Genomic DNA, 18623 nt, shown 5'->3' on the forward strand with positions numbered 1-18623 from the left:
CTTCGCTCTGCCTCCGGCAGCCGAATACGAGCTCCGCTCGTTTCGCGCGTCCCCGCGCGAATTGCCCCGCCTCCGGCGGGGCAATTCTGGAATGACCTCCGGCTAATTCCAGAATTTGCGTGCCTCCGGCACGAAAAGCGGGGAATATGGGTGTGCCTCCGGCACACCAGGTGAGGTTAGTTTGATTGGATGTCATGGGTGGTGTGTGGTAGGGGGTTTGGGGAATCTCCGATTCCCTTGGAAAAGGGTGGAATTGACAGGTATTCCGTGGGGGTCGGTAAACCACGGAATACCGGGGAAAGGAGGGGCGGGCAAGGACGTCGGCCGGCGAGAGGTCAGAAGGGGCCAGCCACCAACACTCACCCGTCCGGGGCTTACACAGCCGCCTCCACCACACCGCGCGACGGCCGCCAACCGACGCACAACCACACACCCAGGCCGACCCCCATGCCCGAACCGCCACCACCCACTCACACCTGGAAGCCTGGGGATTGGCTTAGGTTCCGCTCGAGGATGGCCAACTGCGCTTGTGTGCAGCCTTGTTGGGAGACACGGAGAGCTGAGATCGGCCGGTTGGAGCTGAGACCTGTCTTTATTTAAGAGACGCTCGGGGAAAACCGCGTCTGACCTGCGGTTTTGTGAAACCTAATGTCGGCGGCCACCGACATTAGGGGCGTTTGGATGTCGGCTCGTGCCTACATTCAGCACGCAAACATGCGTCTATCCACAACTCTCCATTGAAACATGCGACTAGGCGCAAGTTTTGCTCTGCCTCACTCCGCCCGACCGCACTCATTAGTGGGCGGTTCGTAAGGTGATGTCCGTTTCTGGCCGAGGTTGGGGCAAGGTCGCTGGTGGAGGGTCGGTCGGCTATTGCTTCCTGGCGAAGTTGCCGGTGTCGGCCTCGGTGAGGATGCCGAGTTTGACCAGGCGCTTCAGCTTGGCGCGGGTGCCTTCCACGTTCTTCGGCAGCAGTTCGTGACCGAGGGTTTCGCAGACGTCCTTGGCTCGTAGCGGTCCGGTCGCGTGGTTGAAGGCGGCGAGGATGCGGGGGTAGTCCGGGTGCTCGGGCAGGTCCGGCGCGACGGCAGGGAGCCGGTCGGCGAGGCCGGTGACGGTCTTGCGGGTGATCGCGAGGTGCTCCAGGTGCGTCTCGGCCTCCCGTAACCGGGTCTGCAGGTCGTCGATCTGTGCGCGGAGGTCGTCGGCCAGGGCCCGGGCGGCGTCTTCCTGGAGGTCCAGGGCGTCGAGCAGGGGCTGGATGTTCACGCTGCCGCCGCCTGTGGCTCGCGCCAGGTGGGGGCGTTCGTGCCGGTGAGGCGCCGGGTCATGACGTGGGTCATCGCCCAGTAGACGCGGGAAGCCGAGGAGGAGGGGCGGTACTCGTAGTCGCGGACCAGGCGCCGGTGCAGTATCAGGATCCCGTAGGTCTGCTCGACCCTCCACCGCTTCGGCTGCGGCACGAACCCCTTGACCTGCGGGTTGCGTTCGACGATCTCGACGTCGATGCCCAGGCCGGCACCGTGCGCGACGACCTGGTTCTTGAAGCCCTGGTCGACCAGCGCTTTGCGGACGGTGCCGCCGGCCTGCTCGGCGACCTGGTCCAGCAGGACGATGCCCGCGGCGTTGTCGTGGGTGTTCGCGGCGAGGACGGTGACCGCGATGACCAGGCCGAGAACGTCCACGGCCAGTCCGCGCTTGCGGCCGGGCACCCGCTTAGCCGGATCGTGCCCGGTCGTGGAGGCGGGGACCCCGGCGGCCACGTGGACACTCTGGGTGTCCAGGACCACCAGGGTCGGGTCCTCTAATCGGCGGGCCCGCTCACGGACCTGGCAGCGCAGGAGTTCATGGATGACCTGGTCGGTCCCGTCGTCCCGCCAGGCGGCGAAGTAGTAGTAGGTCGCGCTCTTGGGCGGCAGGTCGTGCGGGAGATAGGCCCACTGACAGCCGGTCCGCCCCTGGTAGAGAATCGAGTTGACGATCTCCCGCATGTCGTAGGCGCCCTGGTGGCCGCTGACCGAGCGGTGTCGGTTCTTCCACGCGGTGATCACCGGCTCGATCAACGACCACTGCTCGTCCGATAAGTCACTCGGGTACGGCTTGCGTTCACTCACCCGGTCACATCACCAGATCACCAACCGCGGACCGGCAGATTCCGCCCCGCCGCCACACCATCAGGCGACAGCAGACCCACTCAAAGACTCACGAACCGCCCACTCAGAGGAATTCAGACCCTGATGCCCGGCGATCTGCCGCCAGTCCATACCCCGGCGCCGGGCCTCGATGACCACCTGCGCCTCCAGCCGGTCCAGCGCCACACGCATCTCCTCGAACAGACTCAGCCCAGCAGCCACCTCATCGACGCCCACGTCAGGACACTGCCCACCCTCCTGCCGATGACCGGCAGCGGCCCCCAGCAGACGCCCCAGCAGCGCAGCATCCTGCTCCAGACGGTCCGCCGGAGCCCAGTCCGCGGCGGGATCCTCCGCGATCGCGGACAGTTGCGCGCGGGCTGGGCCATGAGCTTCAGCTGCCATGCCGGCATGCTACCCCCACCACACAAGGAAACAACGAAACGTTGTTCCCTTGCACGCACCTCTACCCGGATGCCGGTCCCCCCTGGCAGCCGCGCGCCTTGTACCTGGCCACCCATCCCCACTCGGCCGTACCCGCCCTGAGAGACGTCATCGGTGCGCACAAGGCGGTGTACAGCGTTCCGGACGAACAGGTCACTGCAACAGTCGACGTCGGCCCTTGGATGGAACAGAAGACCGCCGCGGTACTGGCGCACCGCTCCGAAGTGACACGGGGAGCCCTGCCGGGGCTGATCGCCGGCCTTCCACCGGATGCACGGCAGCGGCTGTTCGCCACGGAGTGGTACATCCGCCACGCCACGATCACCGCAGTGTCGGCCCAGACGGAACTGACCGCCTGACCACACGGTCTCCTCCGCGAGGAAGACACAGCAGCGCCGTTGTGAAACGCGCCGAGCGTCGTGGAAGGCGACAAGGGTGACGTGGACCCTGCCGGAGCCGATGCTCACCGCCCCCGTGGCCAGCCCCGACCTGCCGCCCGGCCACGCGGCCGAACTAAAGTGGGACGGATTCCTTCACTGAACTTTTCAAGTGGTTCGCCTTGGTGCCGAGGCATGGCATCAGCACGACATGCCGTGGCTGGGCCGAGGGACGGTGATGAACCGTCGCCGGGCGTGGGCGGAGGTCCTGCTGTTTCCCGGTTTTGCGAATCATGACTTGGGTTCTGTCAGGACCACGGGTCGTCTCGTCGGTCTTCAGCGTCAGGAGTGTCGGGGTGCAGCATGGTCCGCAGGCAGCGTTGCAGGCCGTTGCCGGCGGCGTGCTCGGCCGCACGCATCCACGGCAGCGGTGCCATGAGCTGGGCTGTCTCGTGGGTGGCGAGGTGGTCCAGCAAGGCGGCCAGTTCGTCGGGGACCGGCAGGTCGGTGAGACACATCCAGCCCAGTGCGGCGCTCACGCGCACCTCTCGTGGCTGTACGTGATCGGACCAGCAGGCCCGCATCCAGACCACTGTGTTGGAGTCCTGGTGTGCCCGGGCCAGTTGTGCAATTGCCAGGACCAGACCCGCGCGTACGGCCGGGTCGTCTTCGCAGAGCAGGCGGGTCTGGAAGACGGACACGATGGTCTGCGCGCGGGCGGAGGCGGCCGCCAGCGCGTAGGCGGCGGCGATGCGCACCGTGGGGTCGGGGTCGTCGACCAAGGGCAGGAGGAGGTCGGTGTCCGCGGCGATTGCGTCGCGGGCGGCTTGCACCGACCAGTTCTGCAAGTAGCCCGTGACTTCGAAGAACCATTCGTCTTCACCACGGAACCGCAGCATGTCGGCACGGGTGCACACGCCCTGATGCTGCATACGCGCCGCTTCTGCTGTCACTGCCAGGGCTTGGGCGCGCTGGCTTGCTTCCGGGTCCGTACCGACCCGAATCAAGAAGGGCACCGCCAGCGCCACTGCGGCCCTCATGTCATTCGCGCACAGGCCCATGAGCCCGCTCAGGCCACCGCGGACAGCATCGCCCGAACGCAGCCTCTCCATCTCCTGCCGCACGCTGGCACCCTCCGGGAAGCGGTCCCACGGCACCTTCTCAAGCAGAAACCCGTCCTTGGCCTGGGTGCTGATGTCCGCCACCACAGCACGGACGTCAAGCGGCCCACCCACGCAATCGCGGGGATCGCCGTCCACGAAGGCCTGCACCACCGCCTGGTACGTCCGATCGCTCTCCCATGAATTCACCGACCAACCCCCATACCCGCGGACCCCCCAGGGCGAGGCGCCGCGACGCTAGAGGAATCTCGAACTTGCGGCTGATCATGCCAGCCGGCACAGACAGCGCGCTGAGACCGGACGGCACGGCGCCGTCATCCTCACTGCGATGGTGACGATCATCGGCATGCTCGGGAGGTGGCTCCTGCTGCCCACCCCCTCACGGCGTCTGCTGGACGCCCTGGCAACCGCGGCCAGCGATCCGCGCGCCACTGACGACCGCCGGCCGCCAGCTGAGCCACCGGCAGCCGTCTTCATACTGGTCGCGTCGGAGGACCTCACTGATCCTCTCCTGCTGTCTCCCCGTCGGCGACACTCATGTTTTGGCGGCTCAGGAAGCCGCGTCGGCGACTCGTTGTCGATGCGGGAGGACTTCGCTTCGTTCCACTGGCAGCGTGCGGCCAGTTCCCGCTTGGTGGTGCCGGCGTCCAGCCGGACTTCACGCAGTCGTTCTGCGAGCTGGCGTCGAGCGGCCTGGTCGCTGGCCGATGGGGAGGTCGGTCGTATGGGCGGTTGTCGTGCTCACCTACCTGATCTTGTAGGTGTCGTGGGGGACAGCGCGTGCCCAGACGCGCTCGAACGCGACGGCAAGAACGCGCAGCAGCTCAGGCTCCTCGCCGGTGAGGCGGCGGGCCATGAGGTCGGTCATGGCAATGTGGATTACGGCTCCGGAACGGGTGGGCAAGGCTTCGTAGTCGCGGGCCAGTCTGCGGTGGAGCATGAGCCAGCCGTAGGTCCGCTCGACCGCCCAGCGTTTCGGGATGGGGGTGAAGCCCCTGGTCCCGGGCTGGCGTTGAGTGATTTCCATGTCGATGCCGAGGGCGGCCGCGTGCTCGACGAGGTGCTGTCGGTAGCCGCCATCGACCCACACTTTGCGGATGCTGGGATGTTCGGCGGCGACCTGGTCCAGGAGCTGGGTGCCGGCGATGGAGCCCTGCACGCTTGCCGCGGTGACCAGCACAGCGAGTAGAAGACCGATGGTGTCGGTGACGATGCTCCGTTTCCGTCCGACGATCTTCTTGCCGGCATCGATGCCCTGACTGGTGGCGAGCACGCTGGTGGAGGTTTTCACGCTCTGCGCGTCGATCACGCAGGCCGACGGTTCGGCCTCCCGGCCTTCCTTCTGCCGTAAGAACTGGCGGAGCAGGCCGTTGAGCTGGGCGAACACGCCTTCCTGCTGCCACCTGGCGAAGTAGCCGTAGACCGTCTCCCATGGTGCGAAGTCGTGCGGCAGATACCGCCAGGGGATACCAATGCGGTCGACGTAGAGGATGGCGTCCATGATGCGACGCAGGTCGTGCTCGGGCGGGCGGCCGATGGTGAGGCCCTTGCTCCTGCGCTCAGCCCGCCACGCGGTGAGTGTGGGTCCGATCAGCTCCCAGCGTGCCTCGGAAAGGTCACTGGGATACGGGCGGTGTCGCGTCATGTTTCGGTAGTACCGTCGAGCAGGCCGCCTCCCCAGGGCGCAAACGAGGCCAACCGGGGGCGCGTTGGGATCAGACAGGAGCAAATGAAAGAAATCGGGGCGTCGAATGACGACTCGAATCCCTCGCCCCGCATCAGGCACATCTGCCCCAAGGACCCCGTGCCGAATCAGCCCGCGAATCAACGCCAAACAACCCTGCCAGGACAAAACGCTCTTTCAGAAGCCCCGCCGGATCAATTCCGGCGGGACTTGCTGAATTTGCTACCGCGAGGCTCGCAGAATCCACGCCTCCAGCCCCGCCACAATCGCTTCTAGCTGATCCTCAAAATCCGCACTAGCGAGCTCTCCGGTGTCGAAAGATCGCCACCCTTCGGACAGGGAATCAACCAGATCACCCTGCTCCATGAGGAGGTCCGAGAGCTCTTCTCCGCTCAGTGAATGCTTTCCCCTGGAAATCGCCCAGACGACACCAGCCGCGTCCGCCGAGATTCCTCGGCCCGCAAGCTGAACAGCACGCCACGAAAGCCTTGAGTCAGCAGCAACCTTGAGGAATACATCGAGCCCCTCGGAGTTTCTTGCAACCATCCACTTTCCTTGCGATCGGGAAACGGCGCTTGAACACGCCAGTCAAGACATCATCAGCGAGAACCCTACTGGCCGCCGGACAGGAACTTCCTCGCCCACGAAATAGCCGCCTTTCCTTCCGGAACGTCAGCCCCTCCCGCTCGGAGCGCCAGGCCGAGAGTGCCAGGTCGATCAACTCCCAGCGTGCATCGGACAGATCACTCGGGTACGGGCGTCGCGCCGGCATGCCTTTGGCGTACTGCCGCGGACCGAGTGCGCCCAGGCGCACAGCGACAGCAATGGAAGTGCACGCCTGCGAAGGCTGGGCATCCTGGGATGAGACAGGCATCAGTAACTTCCCACCTCACCCGCCACCCCACCTGACCAGCAAGAATCAACCCGCATCTCCAGCAGCACCAGCACCACAGGCCAGCGGTCTGAAATTCGCTAGATATACGGGCAGTGCAGGCGACAACGACCCCTTAGAGCGGACCCAAGTAATCGTGTCGTTTATCGCCGCGAACAATATGGACGCTCCCATCACGAATCTGCCACTCAACCAACCCATCAATCTCATGCGTTAGAATGAAGAGCCCCTGCACATCCGAGTCATCCTCATCTGCGGGTGGGAGAGTGGCCATCTCTACCAATTGGTCACGCAACCAGCGAACATCCGCTTCCTGAATGTCACCTCCGTAAAAGAGGTACGATGTCCAGTTAAACGGTCGACTAGGGAATCCCCACCCGCCAGAATAGTGATTATCGGCATGACTGGCGATGATTTCTTTTGCCGCAGAGAGCTGAAAGCTATCGCACTCTAGCCACCCTCGCACTGAAACGTAGACTGCCATGCCCGCCACTCCTCGTCCCACTCTCGCCTTACGGTACGATCAGCGGCTGAGTGTCGATCACCGCCGGCATTCGGTAACGCTGACTATACCTCCTGATGGCATCAACTACGCCCGGACCCGGTGCGCCATCAAATTGGAAATAAGGGACTCGACCTGTGGTCGAAGCCATCTGGAACGTGGCGGCAGCCTGTTTCCGGAACTTTTTCCCTAGGATGAAGTTAGCAGGTTTTGCCTGCGCCACATAAGTGGGGCTCACAGCATCAAATTCCCGACCCTCAGGGTCGTTCTTGAATTTAACCCTTGATTCCCCCCCGAGGCGTTCGGCTAGTGCGTCCGCCGAGGCGTCGGGTTTGTTGACCTTAACCAGGTCTCCCATACCTCCGTTCGTCGACGAGCCAGACGCGGCTGGCGGGCCTCCGCAAGTGCCTTTCCGAGCCCGTCGTTGATACGTCCGATGCCGTCCACCGTGCCGACGGCTCCGACGCCGACCAGGCCCACGCCGCTTGCGATCGCTGGAGCACCAGCGAGGCAGCCGACTCCCGTTATACAGAGCGCTCCCCCACCCACTATGGCGTCTCCGCCGAGGCCGATGAGGAACATACTTCCAGCAGTTTCAGCGGCCCCCCACCAGATCTCGGGTTGGGAGAATATTGCGGAGCCGTAGTGGAGGACGGGCTCCATCTTCTCTTTGCCCCAGTCGATTACGTCGTCCCACCAATGCCCCCCGCCTCCGTTACCAGCAGTGCCGGTGCCGGTGCCTGCACCACTGCCGGTATCGGCGCCGCTGCCCAATCCACCGGTGTCGGTGTCCTCGACGAGCGGTCCGTTGTCGGTGTCGCCGCCGTTTCCGCCGGGCCCACATTCCTGCCATCCGCCTTCGCAGCCGCCCAGTCTGGTTCCGGTGGGGTCGCTGTAGGTGGTGGGGTTGTGGGCGCTGTAGGCGTAGCCGCCGATGGTTTGTGGTTTGTCGAGTTCGAGGAGGGGGTCGACGCTGATGAAGCGGCCGGTGTTGGGATCGTAGTCGCGGGCGCCTATGTGGGTGAGGCCGGTGGTGGGGTCGATATCGCCGTTGACGAAGCCTTTCTGGCCCGGCCAGAAGGTGGGGGCGGTTCCGCGCGGACCCCCGTAGGGGAGGGTTTTGCGGCGGTTGAATGCCAGTGTGGTGGCGGAGATGGACAGGGTGTTGGTGGCGTGGGGGTCGGCGACGAGGATGCGGACTCTGCCGTCGCTGCTGGTGCGTATGGCGGAGCCGCCGGGCACGGTGTAGTAGCGGGTGCCGGCCAGGGCGCCGGTGGATTTGGTGAGGACGAGTTCTTGTCCGCCGGGCAGGTAGAGGGTGGTTGCGGCGGGTTCCCGCTTGAGGATGCGGGTGCCGTCGGCGTCGTAGAGGAAGCTGGTGATGGCGCTGGAGAGGGTGGAGGTGGCGAGTTTGCCTTCCTCGTTCCAGGTGAGGGCCTGGGAGGCGCCGGTGGCGGGGGTCTTCTTGGTCAGGTTGCCCGTGGTGTCGTATTGGTAGGTGGCGGTGCCAGTGTCGCCGCCGGTGGCGGCGACGGTGCGTACGGCGTGGGGCTGGGCGGCGCCGGTGGTGGTGGGGTAGCTGTAGGTGCGGGTGGTGTCGGCAGTGATGGGGCCTGCCGCGTGCTGGGTTTCGGTGGCGCGGTCTCCGCTGTTGGTGAAGGTCCAGCTGGTCCAGTAGGGGTCGGTGGTCCCGAGAGTGGGGCTGCCCGTGGCGGGTTGGGTGGTGCAGTCGTCTCCTGTGGTCCAGGCTTCGCTCAGGCGGCGGGCCCAGTCGTAGGCGAAGCACTGGTCGTCGATGACGGTGCCGTCGTTTTGGTCGTCGCGGATGCGGGTGAGATTTCCGGCGGTGTCGTAGCTGTACTTGGTGTTGGAGAGGGTTTTCGGGCCGGCGGCTTGGCGGTCGGTGATGGAGGTGGCCAGGCGTCGGGTGATGGTGTCGTAGCCCAAGGTCTGGGTGACCAGGGTGCCGAGGTTGCCGAGTTGGGCCTGGGCGAGTTCACCGAAGGGTGTGTAGGTGGCGCCGCGCAGGTATGCCTGGGACAGGGTGCCGTCGACGATGGAGAGCTGGTCCTGCACGTAGTGGTTGGTGACCGTTTCGGCTGGTAGCGCGGTGGTGGCGTTGGTGTTGGTGGTGCTGTAGGCGGTGGTGGCGGGCAGGTTGTTGACGGGGGTGGCCGTGGTGGCGACTGTGTAGGTACCGGCGAGTTCTTCTTCTCCGCTGACCGAGGGGACGGTCATCTTCGTGCCGGTGGGGTTGCCTGCGGTGTCGTAGCCGGTCACGGATGTGGTGTAGGCGGCGGCAGGCGTGACGGAGGTGTCGTAGCGGATGGAGTCGGCCGGCAGCCCCTTACCGCCGGGGGCGGTGTCGTAGGTCCACTCGGCCAGCTTCGTACCCGTGCTGGAGCCGATCCGCAGGCTCGTCTTGCGGCCGAGTTCGTCGTAGGTCGTGGCGAGCGTGGTGTTGCGGGCGTCGGTGGTCGTGGCGATGCGGCCGTCCTTGCCGTAAACAGTGGTGACGGCTCCCTTGTCCGGGTCACTGGAGGCTGTCTGGCGTCCGCGCAGGTCGTAGGTGTAGGTCCAGGTGTTGCGGCCGGATGCGTCCGTGACTTTGGAGAGGTTCCCGGCCGCGTCGTAGGCGTAGTGGGTCGCCTCGTAGCGGTCGGCGGACGCGCCAATGATCGGGTTGCGGTCCTTGTACTCGCGCCGCTCGATCGTGCGGCCGCGGATGTCACTGACGGCGAGTTCTGCCGTTCCGCCGGCCGGGGGCAGTGTGGCGGTCCACGTGTCCCCGTAGGTGGTGGTCGTGCGCCACTTCTCCACATTCAGCGACAGCGTCAGAACGGCGGTGGGCCGTCCGCGGCCGTCGTACTGGGTGACGCTCGATGCCGGAATCTGGTTCGGCGTGGTGGTGAGCAGCGTGGTGGAGACGGGTTGGTCGTTGTAGAAGGGCGCGTTGGTCTGGAAGGCGCGTCCGTGGGTGTCGTAGAAGGTGTCGGTGACGGTGCGGCCGCTGACGCCTACCGCGTCGCTCTGGGTCTGGCGCGCGCGCAGCAGCGAGTCGTAGAGGGTGACGGAGGTGCCCCAGGTGCCGTCTTCCCGGCGTGTCTTGGTGGTGACGGCGGACGGTGCTGTGGCGGAGATGCTGTAGGTGAAGGTGGCGTTGGGGTCCTCGGTCGTGGCCCGGCCCGCGCTCCATGCTCTGGTGAGGCGGCCCAGGCTGTCGTACTCACTACTCGTCGCGCGCCCACTGGCGTCGGTGGCCTTGCGGATCAGGCCGCGCAGTCCGTCGAGGGTGGTGCTCGCTGCCTGGTCTTGCGAATTGGTGACGGTGATGGTGGTGGGTTGGGCGCCGGTGGCCGGTGCGTAGGTGGTGGTGGTCGTCTGGTCGTCCTGGCCGGTGCTGCTGGTGGTGCGCCCGTACTGGTCGTGCGCTGCCTGGTTGGTGGTCTCCCAGACCAGGGCATTGTTGCCGTCGAGTTTCGAGGCTGCTTCGGTCTTGGTGACATTGACCTGGCCCGGCTTGGGTGCGGTGCCCGGTGCTTGACCGTCGTAGGAGGTTCGGCTGGCGCTGGTGATGGCGGTGTTGAGGATCCCGCCTTGGCAGAGCGGTGAGACGGCGTTGACCACTTGGCTGGGGTAGGCGATCAGCCAGTTGCTCTTGTCCGGAGTGACGTAGGTAGTGCGGGTGCACACGGGTTTGACGCCGTGTTCGGGGTCGCCGTCATCGCCCTGGGAGGTGAGCAGGCCGTAGACCGGGTCGTAGGTGCGGGCGGTGGTCAGGGTGCGCCAGGTTCCGTCGTCGAGGAGGGTGGAGGCTTTCTCTGTGACGGTTCCGGCGAGGTGGGCGGCGCTGTCGGGGAGTGTGGGTCCGGCGCTTCCCGGCTTGTCAGGGTCGGTGATCCCGGTGATGTGTTGCGTTGCGGTGGCGTCGGATGCCCAGGGGAGGAAGGTGGTCTTGGCGACGATCTTGCCGGCGGTACCGTCTTTGTCGTAGGTGCGGGTCTCTGCGGTGCGGCCGGAGAAGTCGTTGCGGTCGGTGACGCCGTTGACCTTAGGGGCGTTGCGGGTGCTGCCGTCGGCCAAGGTGTCGCCCGCCATGCCGAGGAAGAAGGTGCTCTCGGTCTTGGTGCGGTTGGTCGTGCCGGTCAGGGTGCGGACGGTGCCGTATCCACGGAAGTCGCTCCACGTCCGGTGTTTGTCGAGCGTGAACTCGCCGGTATCGCGCCGCCAGTGGGGGCCGTCGGCGTATTCGTAGGTGGTGGTCTTCGACTCTGAGCCGGTGCCGGCGGTGGTGTCGTCTTCGATGACCTGGGTCACGACGTACTTGTGGAACCAGTCCTTGACCGGGTCGACTGCCCCGTCCGGTGTCCACCACGACGGGTAGCAGCGCTTGCTGTTCTCGTCAGGGTCGGGCTGGTTGGTAGTGGTGCACTCGGTGGGGCTGTAGGTGACCAGGGTATCGGCGCCGGTTTCGCCCGTGACCCGTGTGAGGCGGTACCTGTTCAGCGGGGCCCGGCCCTCGGCGGCGTCGACCCGGTTGGGCATCAGCTTGCCACCAGTGGTGATCTTGGGCAGGGTCAGATCGGCCAGGGCGCCCGCTTTGGCGGTGTGCTGGACCGCTGCAAGCCACAGTGAAGGCGTGGAGACGTCGCCGGTACCGGGGTAGTTCGAGGTGAGCGCCCAGGTGTCGACGGGCTGCATCGTGCTGCCCTGCAGCGCGAAGGTGTTGACCGAGGTCAGACGCTTGGTCGACCAGAACGTCGGAGTGGCCTGAAGGCACTGCTCGTCGGCCGTGCAATGCAGGTCCACCGGCACGTCCGGCCAGTAGGTGGCGTGGTCCTCGTCCAGGACGCAGTTGGACGCACACCGGTCCGACACACCGAACTTCACCTGGCCTGCCGGGTTGGCGGTGGTGAGGGCCTGGCCGGCCCGCAGGCCGTAGTCGATCCGGGTCAGGTAGCCGCCGCGGATGTAGGAGGCAGGATCGTCGATCTTGCTGTTCTTCGCGTAGTAGCCGGTTTCCTTGGTGTAGTACAGGGCCATGGCGTCGTTGTGCGGGTCGACGACGTAGTCGAGGTTCCAGCGCCAGCCCTGGGTCTGCGCCGAGGAGGCGAAGTCCGTGCCGTGACCGGGTTCGCCGCTGTGGTTTCCGTAGACGGGGACGGTGAAGACGGAGTTCGTCTCGGCCTTGCCGCTGCTCCAGCCGGGAAGACGGTTCTTCCCGAACCAGTACTGGGTGCCGTCGACGGTCGTGACCTTCCAGTACTCGTAGTCGGCGTCGCCGTTCACGTCGTTCGGGGCGCTGCCCTTGATCAGTTCGACGCGGGAGCCGTCATCGGCAGCGGGCTTCCACACGCTCTTGCCGGCATCCCACACCAAGGGGGTGGACCTGCCGTTCAGCGACAGGGTGGCGTTCTGGGACTTCCAGCACAGGTCGCCGACCTCCTCCGTGTTGTTGCCGTCCTCCTTGTCGTTCTCGCACGCCGCGTACGTCCGCTCGATGTAGCCGGGCGAGTACTCCCAGCCCTCACCGACCCACGAGGTCTGATTGTTGGTGGACGACGTCCGCCCGTCCACGGCGGAGGAGTTGTACGACAGCGCGACCTTGGGCTCCAGGCTGCCCGGCACCGGAGGCACTCCGAACGGGATGCTCCAGCCGAAGCCGCCGGAGTTTCCGCCCGCCGACCAGGACCCGGAGAGGGACAACGATGTCGCCTTGAACGAGCCCTCTTCACCGGACGCGCCAGCCTCGGCAGCCAGCACCACCGTGCTCTGGGCAGAAGCCTTGCCGGCTGCGGAGGACGACGAGCTGGATGCGCGGGTCACGGTGGGAAGAGTGACGGTGGCCGTCAGGGTGCGGGCGTTGGTGTCGTTGTCGGTCGCCAGCGGGACGCCCTGGCGGCATTTCGCCGCCTTCGGCGTGGTCAGCGCACAGGCAGGGAGCCGCACAAGGTGCAGACGAGAGGCCCAGTCGGCGCCATAGGCCGACGCGATCTCGGTGTAGTCGACCTGGACCTCGGCCGTCCCGGCCGTGGCGGAGGCGTCGGCGGGCTCGAGTGACAGCAGCAGACCGTCGATCCCGGCTCGCCGTGTGGTCTGGCGGTCGGCAACGGTCACATGCAGGCGCTTCCCAGCGGTGGAACCGGGCCTTGGCGGCGAGCTGCGCCTGGGCCGATCGCTCCATCGTGATGAACCACCATGCCGCGGCGTCGACCGAGCCCGCGGCCGTGAGCAGCCCGTGGTTGCGCAGGATGACCGCCTTGTGGCCGCCCAGGGCCTCGGCGATGCGGCGGCCTTCCTCCGGGTCGTTGGCCACGCCGGAGTAGTTCTCGTAACATCCGTGGTCCTCGTAGAAGGCGCACGCGTCCTGGGTGAGGGGTTCGAGCCGCTGTGTGGTGGCGGACAGGGCCTTGCCGTACACCGAGTGGCTGTGGGCGGCACCAATCACGTCCGGCCTGGCCGCGTGTACGGCGGAGTGGATGGCGAAGGCGGCCCGGTTGACCCGATGGCGTCCCTGGACGACTTCACCGTCGTGGTTGACGAGCAGGAGGTCGCTGACCTTGACGTGCTTGAAGGACATGCCGAACGGATTGACCCAGAAGTGGTCGGGATACTCGGGGTCGCGGGCGGTGATGTGGCCAGCAACCCCTTCCTCGAATCCGAACCGTCCGAAGAGGCGCAGCGCGCCGGCGAGCCGTTCCTTGCGGTGGCGCCGCTCGACGGCGGGGTCGGTGAACGTCTTGGGGAGCCGCAGGATGAGCTGCTCCTCCGGGATCGGTGTGAGGTCCTGTCGGCTCAACGGCTCAGAGCGGACGTCGTCGTGGCTGACCGTTTCTTGGGTCACGGGGTGCTCCTTCGGCTGGATGGTTCCGGGGGCGGTTGCCGTCATGCCTGGCCGCCGTGGCGCGGGAGGTGCCGTTCGGGCACCGGAAGGGTGGCGAGGGGAACGTGGTGCTGGCCGGCGTGGATGTCCCGGTCCCGAAGGCCGCCCTGGGTGACGGGACGGGGGAAGGAGATCTTCACGACGTTCAGGGCGGGGATGCGGAAGAACTGGACCTGCCCGGCGTCGACTCCGTAGAGGTCGGCGATCACCTGCTCGTTGAGGAAGGTCTCGTTGGCGGCGATGGCATATCCGGCGCTGTCCTTCATGAAGGTCTCCATGGTGACCCAGAAGGGCCCGGCGTTCTTGGACCGCACCTCGATCGCGAAGTCTCCGAGCACGGGCGGGGCGGAGGTGTGGTCAGACATGGCTGTCCTCGTGGGAGTGGTGGGTGCGGAACATGCTGGTGGGCGAGTCCACGTCGACGGCGTGATTGAGGACGAACTCGTAGGCCGCGCCGCGCTCGGTCTCCGCCGGCGAGGTGGGGAAGGCGAAGCTGGGCAGGTACTCCATCTCCGGCAGCGGCAGGTGCAGCATCAGGGGGTTGGCGACCTTGGCGATGGCGGTTGCGGTGGCCTGCGAGGGTGCGTTGACCAGGAGCATGACGCCGACTTCGCGGGGCGGGGTGGTGTCGGGGTCGATGTCCTCGAGGATGGCGTTGTGGCCGTAGAGGCGGATGTCCATGCCGTAGTCGCCGTGGTTCAGGCCGAGGGTCTGGCGGACGCGCTCGGTGACGATGGTGCGCAGGAGCCGGGCCCAGCGGTCGATGTGGGCGGTGATGTAGGGGTCGCGGATGCCGGTGAAGGAGACGGTTTCGTAGCCGGTGACACGAGCGCCCTCGAGTTTGACGGTGTGCTGGGCGGCGGGCTCGAAGCGGGAACCCTCCACGCGGACACGGCGGTCGTCCAGGGCGGTGTAGACGGCCTCGGAGACGTCGAGGGTGCCGGCCGGTTCCCGCATCCGCAGGGGGTTGGCGGTCTCGTACAGCATGTGGGCCGCCACGGACGTGGGGGTGCAGGCGTTGTCCGGGTCGAGGGGTTCGATGATGAATCCGTCGGCGTCGATGGTGGCCAGGACACCGCCAGCGCGCGGATCGGTGGTGCACTGTCCGCCGCATTCGACGACCTTGGCGGCGTGCCAGGTCGGGCCGGCCGGCATGCCGCGCATCAGGGGGACCGCGGCCGCCAGGGCGGTGTCGGTGGCCCGGCCGGCCAGAACGACCTGGGCGCCGGCCCGGAGGGCGTGGATGAAGGGTTCGTGGCCCATCATGCCGACGATGTGGGTGCAGCTCTCCAGCGTGCCGGGCTCCAGGGGGCCGTGTGGGGCCAGGGGGTGCACGCGGCCAGCTGAGAGTTGTTCTTTGAGGAAGGCGGGGTCCTGCTCGCTGTAGACGCGGGCGATCTTCAGATCGAGGCCTTCCTCGGCGAGGACGTCTTCGGCGATCTGGGCGACCCAGTCGACGCCGGAGTCGGTGCCGCTGGTGCCGCAGGAGCCCACCAGGAGCGGGATGCCGGCGTCGGCGGCGGCCTTGAGGAGGATGGTCAGGTCCCGGCGGACCGCGGCCGCGGTGGTCTTGGCGACGCCGGCTCCCAGGTAGTGCGGTCCGGAGTCGGTGGAGCCACCGTCGACCGCGATGACGTCCGGGTTCAGGGTGAGGCCGTACTCGATGGTCTGTGGGGTGAAGCCAGCGCCGAGCATTCCGGTGGGTGTCAGGACCCGGACCCGGTCGGGGGTTTCAGCGGACGGAGGCATGTGGGTTCTCCTCGTTCGAAGGGGTTTCCCCGAGGACCGCCGAAGGGGTTTCCTCGGGGAAGACGCGGATGTCTCCCGGAGGGAGACTGATGGTGAGTTCGCCGTCGGAGACCGGGCGGGTGGTGGTGACCGTCACCGGTGTGGCGCCGATGCGGACGGTGTACCGGTAGTGGTCTCCGAGGTAGGCCCGGTTCTCGACGTTGACGGTCAACGTGTCCGGCGGTGCGGCGCCGGTACTCGTGCGGCGGTGGATGTCGATGCTCTCGGGCCTGATGCAGACGCGCACCCTGCCCAGCCGCCTGTCGGTGTGCGGGACGCGCAGGGGCTGGTCCAGGCCGTCGACGCGAAGGAGCGCGTGGGTGCCGTCGGCCTGGGTGACCGTGGCGCTGAGGATGTTGGCGGTGCCCACGAAGTCCGCGACGAACAGGTCGGCGGGGTGTTCGTAGATCTCGTCCGGGGTGCCGACCTGGTGCACTCGGCCCTGGTTCATGACCGCGACCCGGTCGCTGACGGACAGGGCTTCGTCCTGGTCGTGAGTGACGAAGACGGTGGTGACGCCGACCTGGGACTGCAGGTTCTTCAGCCACTGCCGCGAGCGGTCGCGGAGTTTCGCGTCGAGGTTGGAGAAGGGCTCGTCGAGCAGCAGCATGTCGGGCGGGTGCGCCAGGGCCCGGGCCAGCGCGACCCGTTGTTGCTGCCCGCCGGAGAGCTGATGCGGATACGCCGTGGCGTGGTCCCCCAGCTCGACCAGGTCGAGCACCTCCCTCACCCGCTGCTCGCGCTGGGCCCTGGCGGTCTTGCGCAGCTTGAGGGGGTAGCCGACGTTCGCCGCTACCGACATGTGCGGCCAGATCGCGTACGACTGGAACACCACCCCGCAGTTGCGGTGTTCGGGTTCGATGTCGACCCGTCCGTGGTCGAAAACGACGTGATCGCCGAAGGCGATGCTGCCCGAGTCCGGGTGGTGGAGGCCGGCAATGGACCACAGGGTGGTCGACTTTCCGCAGCCGCTGGGCCCCAGCAGGGTGAAGATCTCACCCTCCTGGACCGTCAGCGAGAGTTCGTGCAGCGCCGTGTGTTGGGAGAAGCGCTTGGTGAGGTTGTTCAGGTGGAGGCTAGGCACGCGGACGCACCCCCAGCAGGGCGCGGCCCGCACCCAGTACGACCAGCGTGATGACCATCTGGATCACTCCCAACGCGGCGACGCTTCCGCCGATGCTTGTCGCTGCGAGTTGCAGCATGGTGAGACCGAGGACGGGTGTCCTGTCGGTGACGAGGAAGACGGCGGGTTCGGCGTCGTTGAGCATGGCGACGAACAGCAGCACGAAGGACGCGCCCGCGGCGGGTGCCACCAGCCGGAAGACGACCGTGCGCATGGCCGTCCACCAGGAGGCGCCGGAGGTACGGGCCGCGTGGTCGAGGTCGGCCCCGATCCCGGCCAGCGCGGGGTAGAAGGCGCTGTAGCCGAGGGCGAGACTGCGTACGGCGAAGGCGATGCCGATGCCCCACAGGCTGGCCCGGATCGCGCCGGATCTGTCCAGCAGGGCGAAGCTCCAGAAGAAGGCCATGCCGGTGACGAGAGCGGGCATCATGCGCGGCCAGAGCATGCCCTGCTGCAGCGAGCCGCGGAAACGGAACCGCGAGCGGTGGGCGATCACCGACAGCACCGCGATGACCAGCGTGGTCAGGGCTCCGCCGACGCCGGCGATCAGGAGGCTGTTGACAATGGAGTTGGTGTACAGGGGGTTGTCGAAGACGGCGGAGAAGTTGTCCAGAGTCAGGACGCTCCACGGCGAGATGAACGGCGAGAGGATCGAGGTGAACGCCGCCAGTACCACCCCGGCCAACGGGACGAGGACGAACAGGGCCAGGAACAGGGCGAGGACGCTCGCCAGCAGCCACCGCACCCGTCCCATCCTCAGTACTCGTACCCCGGTGGGCTTGCCGGTCGTGGTGGTGAAGCGTGCGGTGTCACCCACCAGCCGGTTGCGCAGTACCAGCAGGCCGGACACTGCCACCAGCAGGAACACCGCTCCTGCGGAGACGAGGCCCTGCTGGGCGTCGTTGGTCCAGTGGTCGTAGAGGTAGGTGGAGATCAGACCGATGTCGCTGGAGTACCCCAGGATCAGAGGGAGGCCGAGGACCTCCATGGACAGGGCGAAGACCAGCAGCGCCGCGTTCGTGACGGCGGGCCTCAGCAAGGGCAGGCTGACGGACAGCAGGCTGCGCAGCGGGCCGGCGCCCAGGGTACGGGCGGCGTCCTCCAGCGCCGGATCGATGGACAGGAGGGTGCCGCGGCACAGCAAGAACACCGTGGGAGAGGCGACCGTCATCCCGACCAGGGCCATGCCCGGGACGCTGTACAGGTTGACCGGCATGCTCAGGAAGGTGTGCGTCTCCAGCCACGAGGTGGCGAATCCGGCCGGTGTCCACATGGCGGCCCAGCCGATGATGAGCACCAGGCCCGGCAGGGCGAGGGGAATGAGCAGCAACGTGGTGAGAACGCGTCGCCCCGGGACGTCCGTGCGGGTGAGGAGGACCGCGCACGCGACACCGACCACGATCGATCCTGCCGTGTTCAGCGCGGCGAACAGGACCGAGTTGCCCACCGCGGACCACCAACTGCCGTCGGTGAGCAGTGCGTGGAAGTTGTCCCAGGTGAGGTGACCGCCCGAGTCGTACAGCGGTGTCGACCACAGGGAGGCTGCCACTACCGGCACGATGGGGCCGACGATGACCAACAGGGCGAGTGCCCACAGGAGGTAGTGGCCGGCGTTGGTGGACATCAGCCTTCGCCGGCGCTTCACGGGTGGGGGGGTCGTGTGGAGCGGCGGTGGTG

The 18623-nt window shown here is 66.8% G+C and carries 14 protein-coding genes and 2 pseudogenes; 1 reads left to right on the top strand and 15 read right to left on the bottom strand.

Going from position 1 to position 18623, the window contains the following annotated elements:
• Positions 1–870 precede the first annotated feature (870 nt).
• From IE258_RS32970 to IE258_RS32980, 3 genes are read right to left on the bottom strand one after another with little or no spacing between them, the layout of a single operon-like run.
• Complete coding sequence (locus tag IE258_RS32970) at positions 871–1269, bottom strand: hypothetical protein (RefSeq protein ID WP_189749423.1); 399 nt, start codon at positions 1267–1269, stop codon at positions 871–873.
• Positions 1266–2114: an IS5 family transposase gene (locus IE258_RS32975; RefSeq protein ID WP_189749424.1), complete on the bottom strand. Its 849-nt coding sequence runs from the start codon at positions 2112–2114 to the stop codon at positions 1266–1268. The genes IE258_RS32970 and IE258_RS32975 overlap by 4 nt, the downstream gene beginning before the upstream one ends.
• A 60-nt stretch (positions 2115–2174) precedes the next feature.
• Positions 2175–2537 carry a hypothetical protein gene (locus IE258_RS32980; protein WP_189749425.1) on the bottom strand — a complete coding sequence of 121 codons (363 nt, stop codon included), beginning with the start codon at positions 2535–2537 and terminating at the stop codon, positions 2175–2177.
• Between the two features lie 98 nt (positions 2538–2635).
• Between IE258_RS32980 and IE258_RS32985 the strand changes: the two genes are divergently transcribed.
• Positions 2636–2935 (top strand): hypothetical protein, encoded by a 300-nt coding sequence (locus IE258_RS32985; RefSeq protein WP_189749427.1) that lies wholly within the window; start codon positions 2636–2638, stop codon positions 2933–2935.
• 326 nt (positions 2936–3261) lie between these two features.
• Here the strand turns inward: IE258_RS32985 and IE258_RS41415 are convergent, their stop codons facing one another.
• From IE258_RS41415 to IE258_RS33040, 12 genes and pseudogenes are all read right to left on the bottom strand, one after another.
• Positions 3262–4227 carry a HEAT repeat domain-containing protein gene (locus IE258_RS41415; RefSeq protein WP_229892560.1) on the bottom strand — a complete coding sequence of 322 codons (966 nt, stop codon included), beginning with the start codon at positions 4225–4227 and terminating at the stop codon, positions 3262–3264.
• A gap of 592 nt (positions 4228–4819) precedes the next feature.
• Positions 4820–5719: an IS5 family transposase gene (locus IE258_RS32995; protein WP_229892562.1), complete on the bottom strand. Its 900-nt coding sequence runs from the start codon at positions 5717–5719 to the stop codon at positions 4820–4822.
• A gap of 261 nt (positions 5720–5980) precedes the next feature.
• Positions 5981–6304: a hypothetical protein gene (locus IE258_RS33000; RefSeq protein ID WP_189749428.1), complete on the bottom strand. Its 324-nt coding sequence runs from the start codon at positions 6302–6304 to the stop codon at positions 5981–5983.
• 136 nt (positions 6305–6440) lie between these two features.
• Positions 6441–6530, bottom strand: a pseudogene (locus IE258_RS41420) (IS5 family transposase); the annotation flags it as partial.
• A gap of 235 nt (positions 6531–6765) precedes the next feature.
• Positions 6766–7134, bottom strand: coding sequence for a hypothetical protein (locus IE258_RS33005; protein WP_189749429.1), 369 nt, complete (start codon positions 7132–7134; stop codon positions 6766–6768).
• 28 nt (positions 7135–7162) lie between these two features.
• Complete coding sequence (locus IE258_RS33010; RefSeq protein WP_189749430.1) at positions 7163–7510, bottom strand: restriction endonuclease fold toxin; 348 nt, start codon at positions 7508–7510, stop codon at positions 7163–7165.
• Positions 7459–12978, bottom strand: coding sequence for an RHS repeat-associated core domain-containing protein (locus tag IE258_RS41800; RefSeq protein ID WP_189749432.1), 5520 nt, complete (start codon positions 12976–12978; stop codon positions 7459–7461). The genes IE258_RS33010 and IE258_RS41800 overlap by 52 nt, the downstream gene beginning before the upstream one ends.
• A gap of 319 nt (positions 12979–13297) precedes the next feature.
• Positions 13298–14041, bottom strand: a pseudogene (locus IE258_RS41435) (class II aldolase/adducin family protein); the annotation flags it as partial.
• Positions 14038–14400 (bottom strand): DUF4387 domain-containing protein, encoded by a 363-nt coding sequence (locus IE258_RS33025; protein ID WP_189749435.1) that lies wholly within the window; start codon positions 14398–14400, stop codon positions 14038–14040. The gene IE258_RS33025 and the pseudogene IE258_RS41435, both read right to left, overlap by 4 nt.
• The gene (locus IE258_RS33030; protein WP_189749436.1) at positions 14393–15784 is read right to left on the bottom strand and encodes an acyclic terpene utilization AtuA family protein; all 1392 of its coding nucleotides are present in this window, start codon (positions 15782–15784) and stop codon (positions 14393–14395) included. Before IE258_RS33030 ends, IE258_RS33025 begins: the two co-directional genes overlap by 8 nt.
• Positions 15768–16907, bottom strand: a complete 1140-nt coding sequence (locus IE258_RS33035) for an ABC transporter ATP-binding protein (protein ID WP_189749437.1) — start codon at positions 16905–16907, stop codon at positions 15768–15770. The genes IE258_RS33030 and IE258_RS33035 overlap by 17 nt, the downstream gene beginning before the upstream one ends.
• Positions 16900–18570: an ABC transporter permease gene (locus tag IE258_RS33040; protein ID WP_189749439.1), complete on the bottom strand. Its 1671-nt coding sequence runs from the start codon at positions 18568–18570 to the stop codon at positions 16900–16902. The genes IE258_RS33035 and IE258_RS33040 overlap by 8 nt, the downstream gene beginning before the upstream one ends.
• Positions 18571–18623 lie beyond the last annotated feature (53 nt).

The sequence above is a fragment of the Streptomyces tendae genome, assembly GCF_014650435.1.
In the GTDB taxonomy this organism is placed as follows: Bacteria; Actinomycetota; Actinomycetes; order Streptomycetales; family Streptomycetaceae; genus Streptomyces; species Streptomyces tendae.

Excerpts from the sequence above, each read along its gene's own strand:
- IE258_RS32980 (WP_189749425.1), bottom strand. The coding sequence starts at position 2,537 with ATGGCAGCTGAAGCTCATGGCCCAGCCCGCGCGCAACTGTCCGCGATC.
- IE258_RS32995 (WP_229892562.1), bottom strand. The coding sequence starts at position 5,719 with ATGACGCGACACCGCCCGTATCCCAGTGACCTTTCCGAGGCACGCTGG.
- IE258_RS33000 (WP_189749428.1), bottom strand. The coding sequence starts at position 6,304 with ATGGTTGCAAGAAACTCCGAGGGGCTCGATGTATTCCTCAAGGTTGCT.
- IE258_RS33005 (WP_189749429.1), bottom strand. The coding sequence starts at position 7,134 with ATGGCAGTCTACGTTTCAGTGCGAGGGTGGCTAGAGTGCGATAGCTTT.
- IE258_RS33010 (WP_189749430.1), bottom strand. The coding sequence starts at position 7,510 with ATGGGAGACCTGGTTAAGGTCAACAAACCCGACGCCTCGGCGGACGCA.
- IE258_RS33025 (WP_189749435.1), bottom strand. The coding sequence starts at position 14,400 with ATGTCTGACCACACCTCCGCCCCGCCCGTGCTCGGAGACTTCGCGATC.
- IE258_RS33030 (WP_189749436.1), bottom strand. The coding sequence starts at position 15,784 with ATGCCTCCGTCCGCTGAAACCCCCGACCGGGTCCGGGTCCTGACACCC.
- IE258_RS33040 (WP_189749439.1), bottom strand. The coding sequence starts at position 18,570 with ATGTCCACCAACGCCGGCCACTACCTCCTGTGGGCACTCGCCCTGTTG.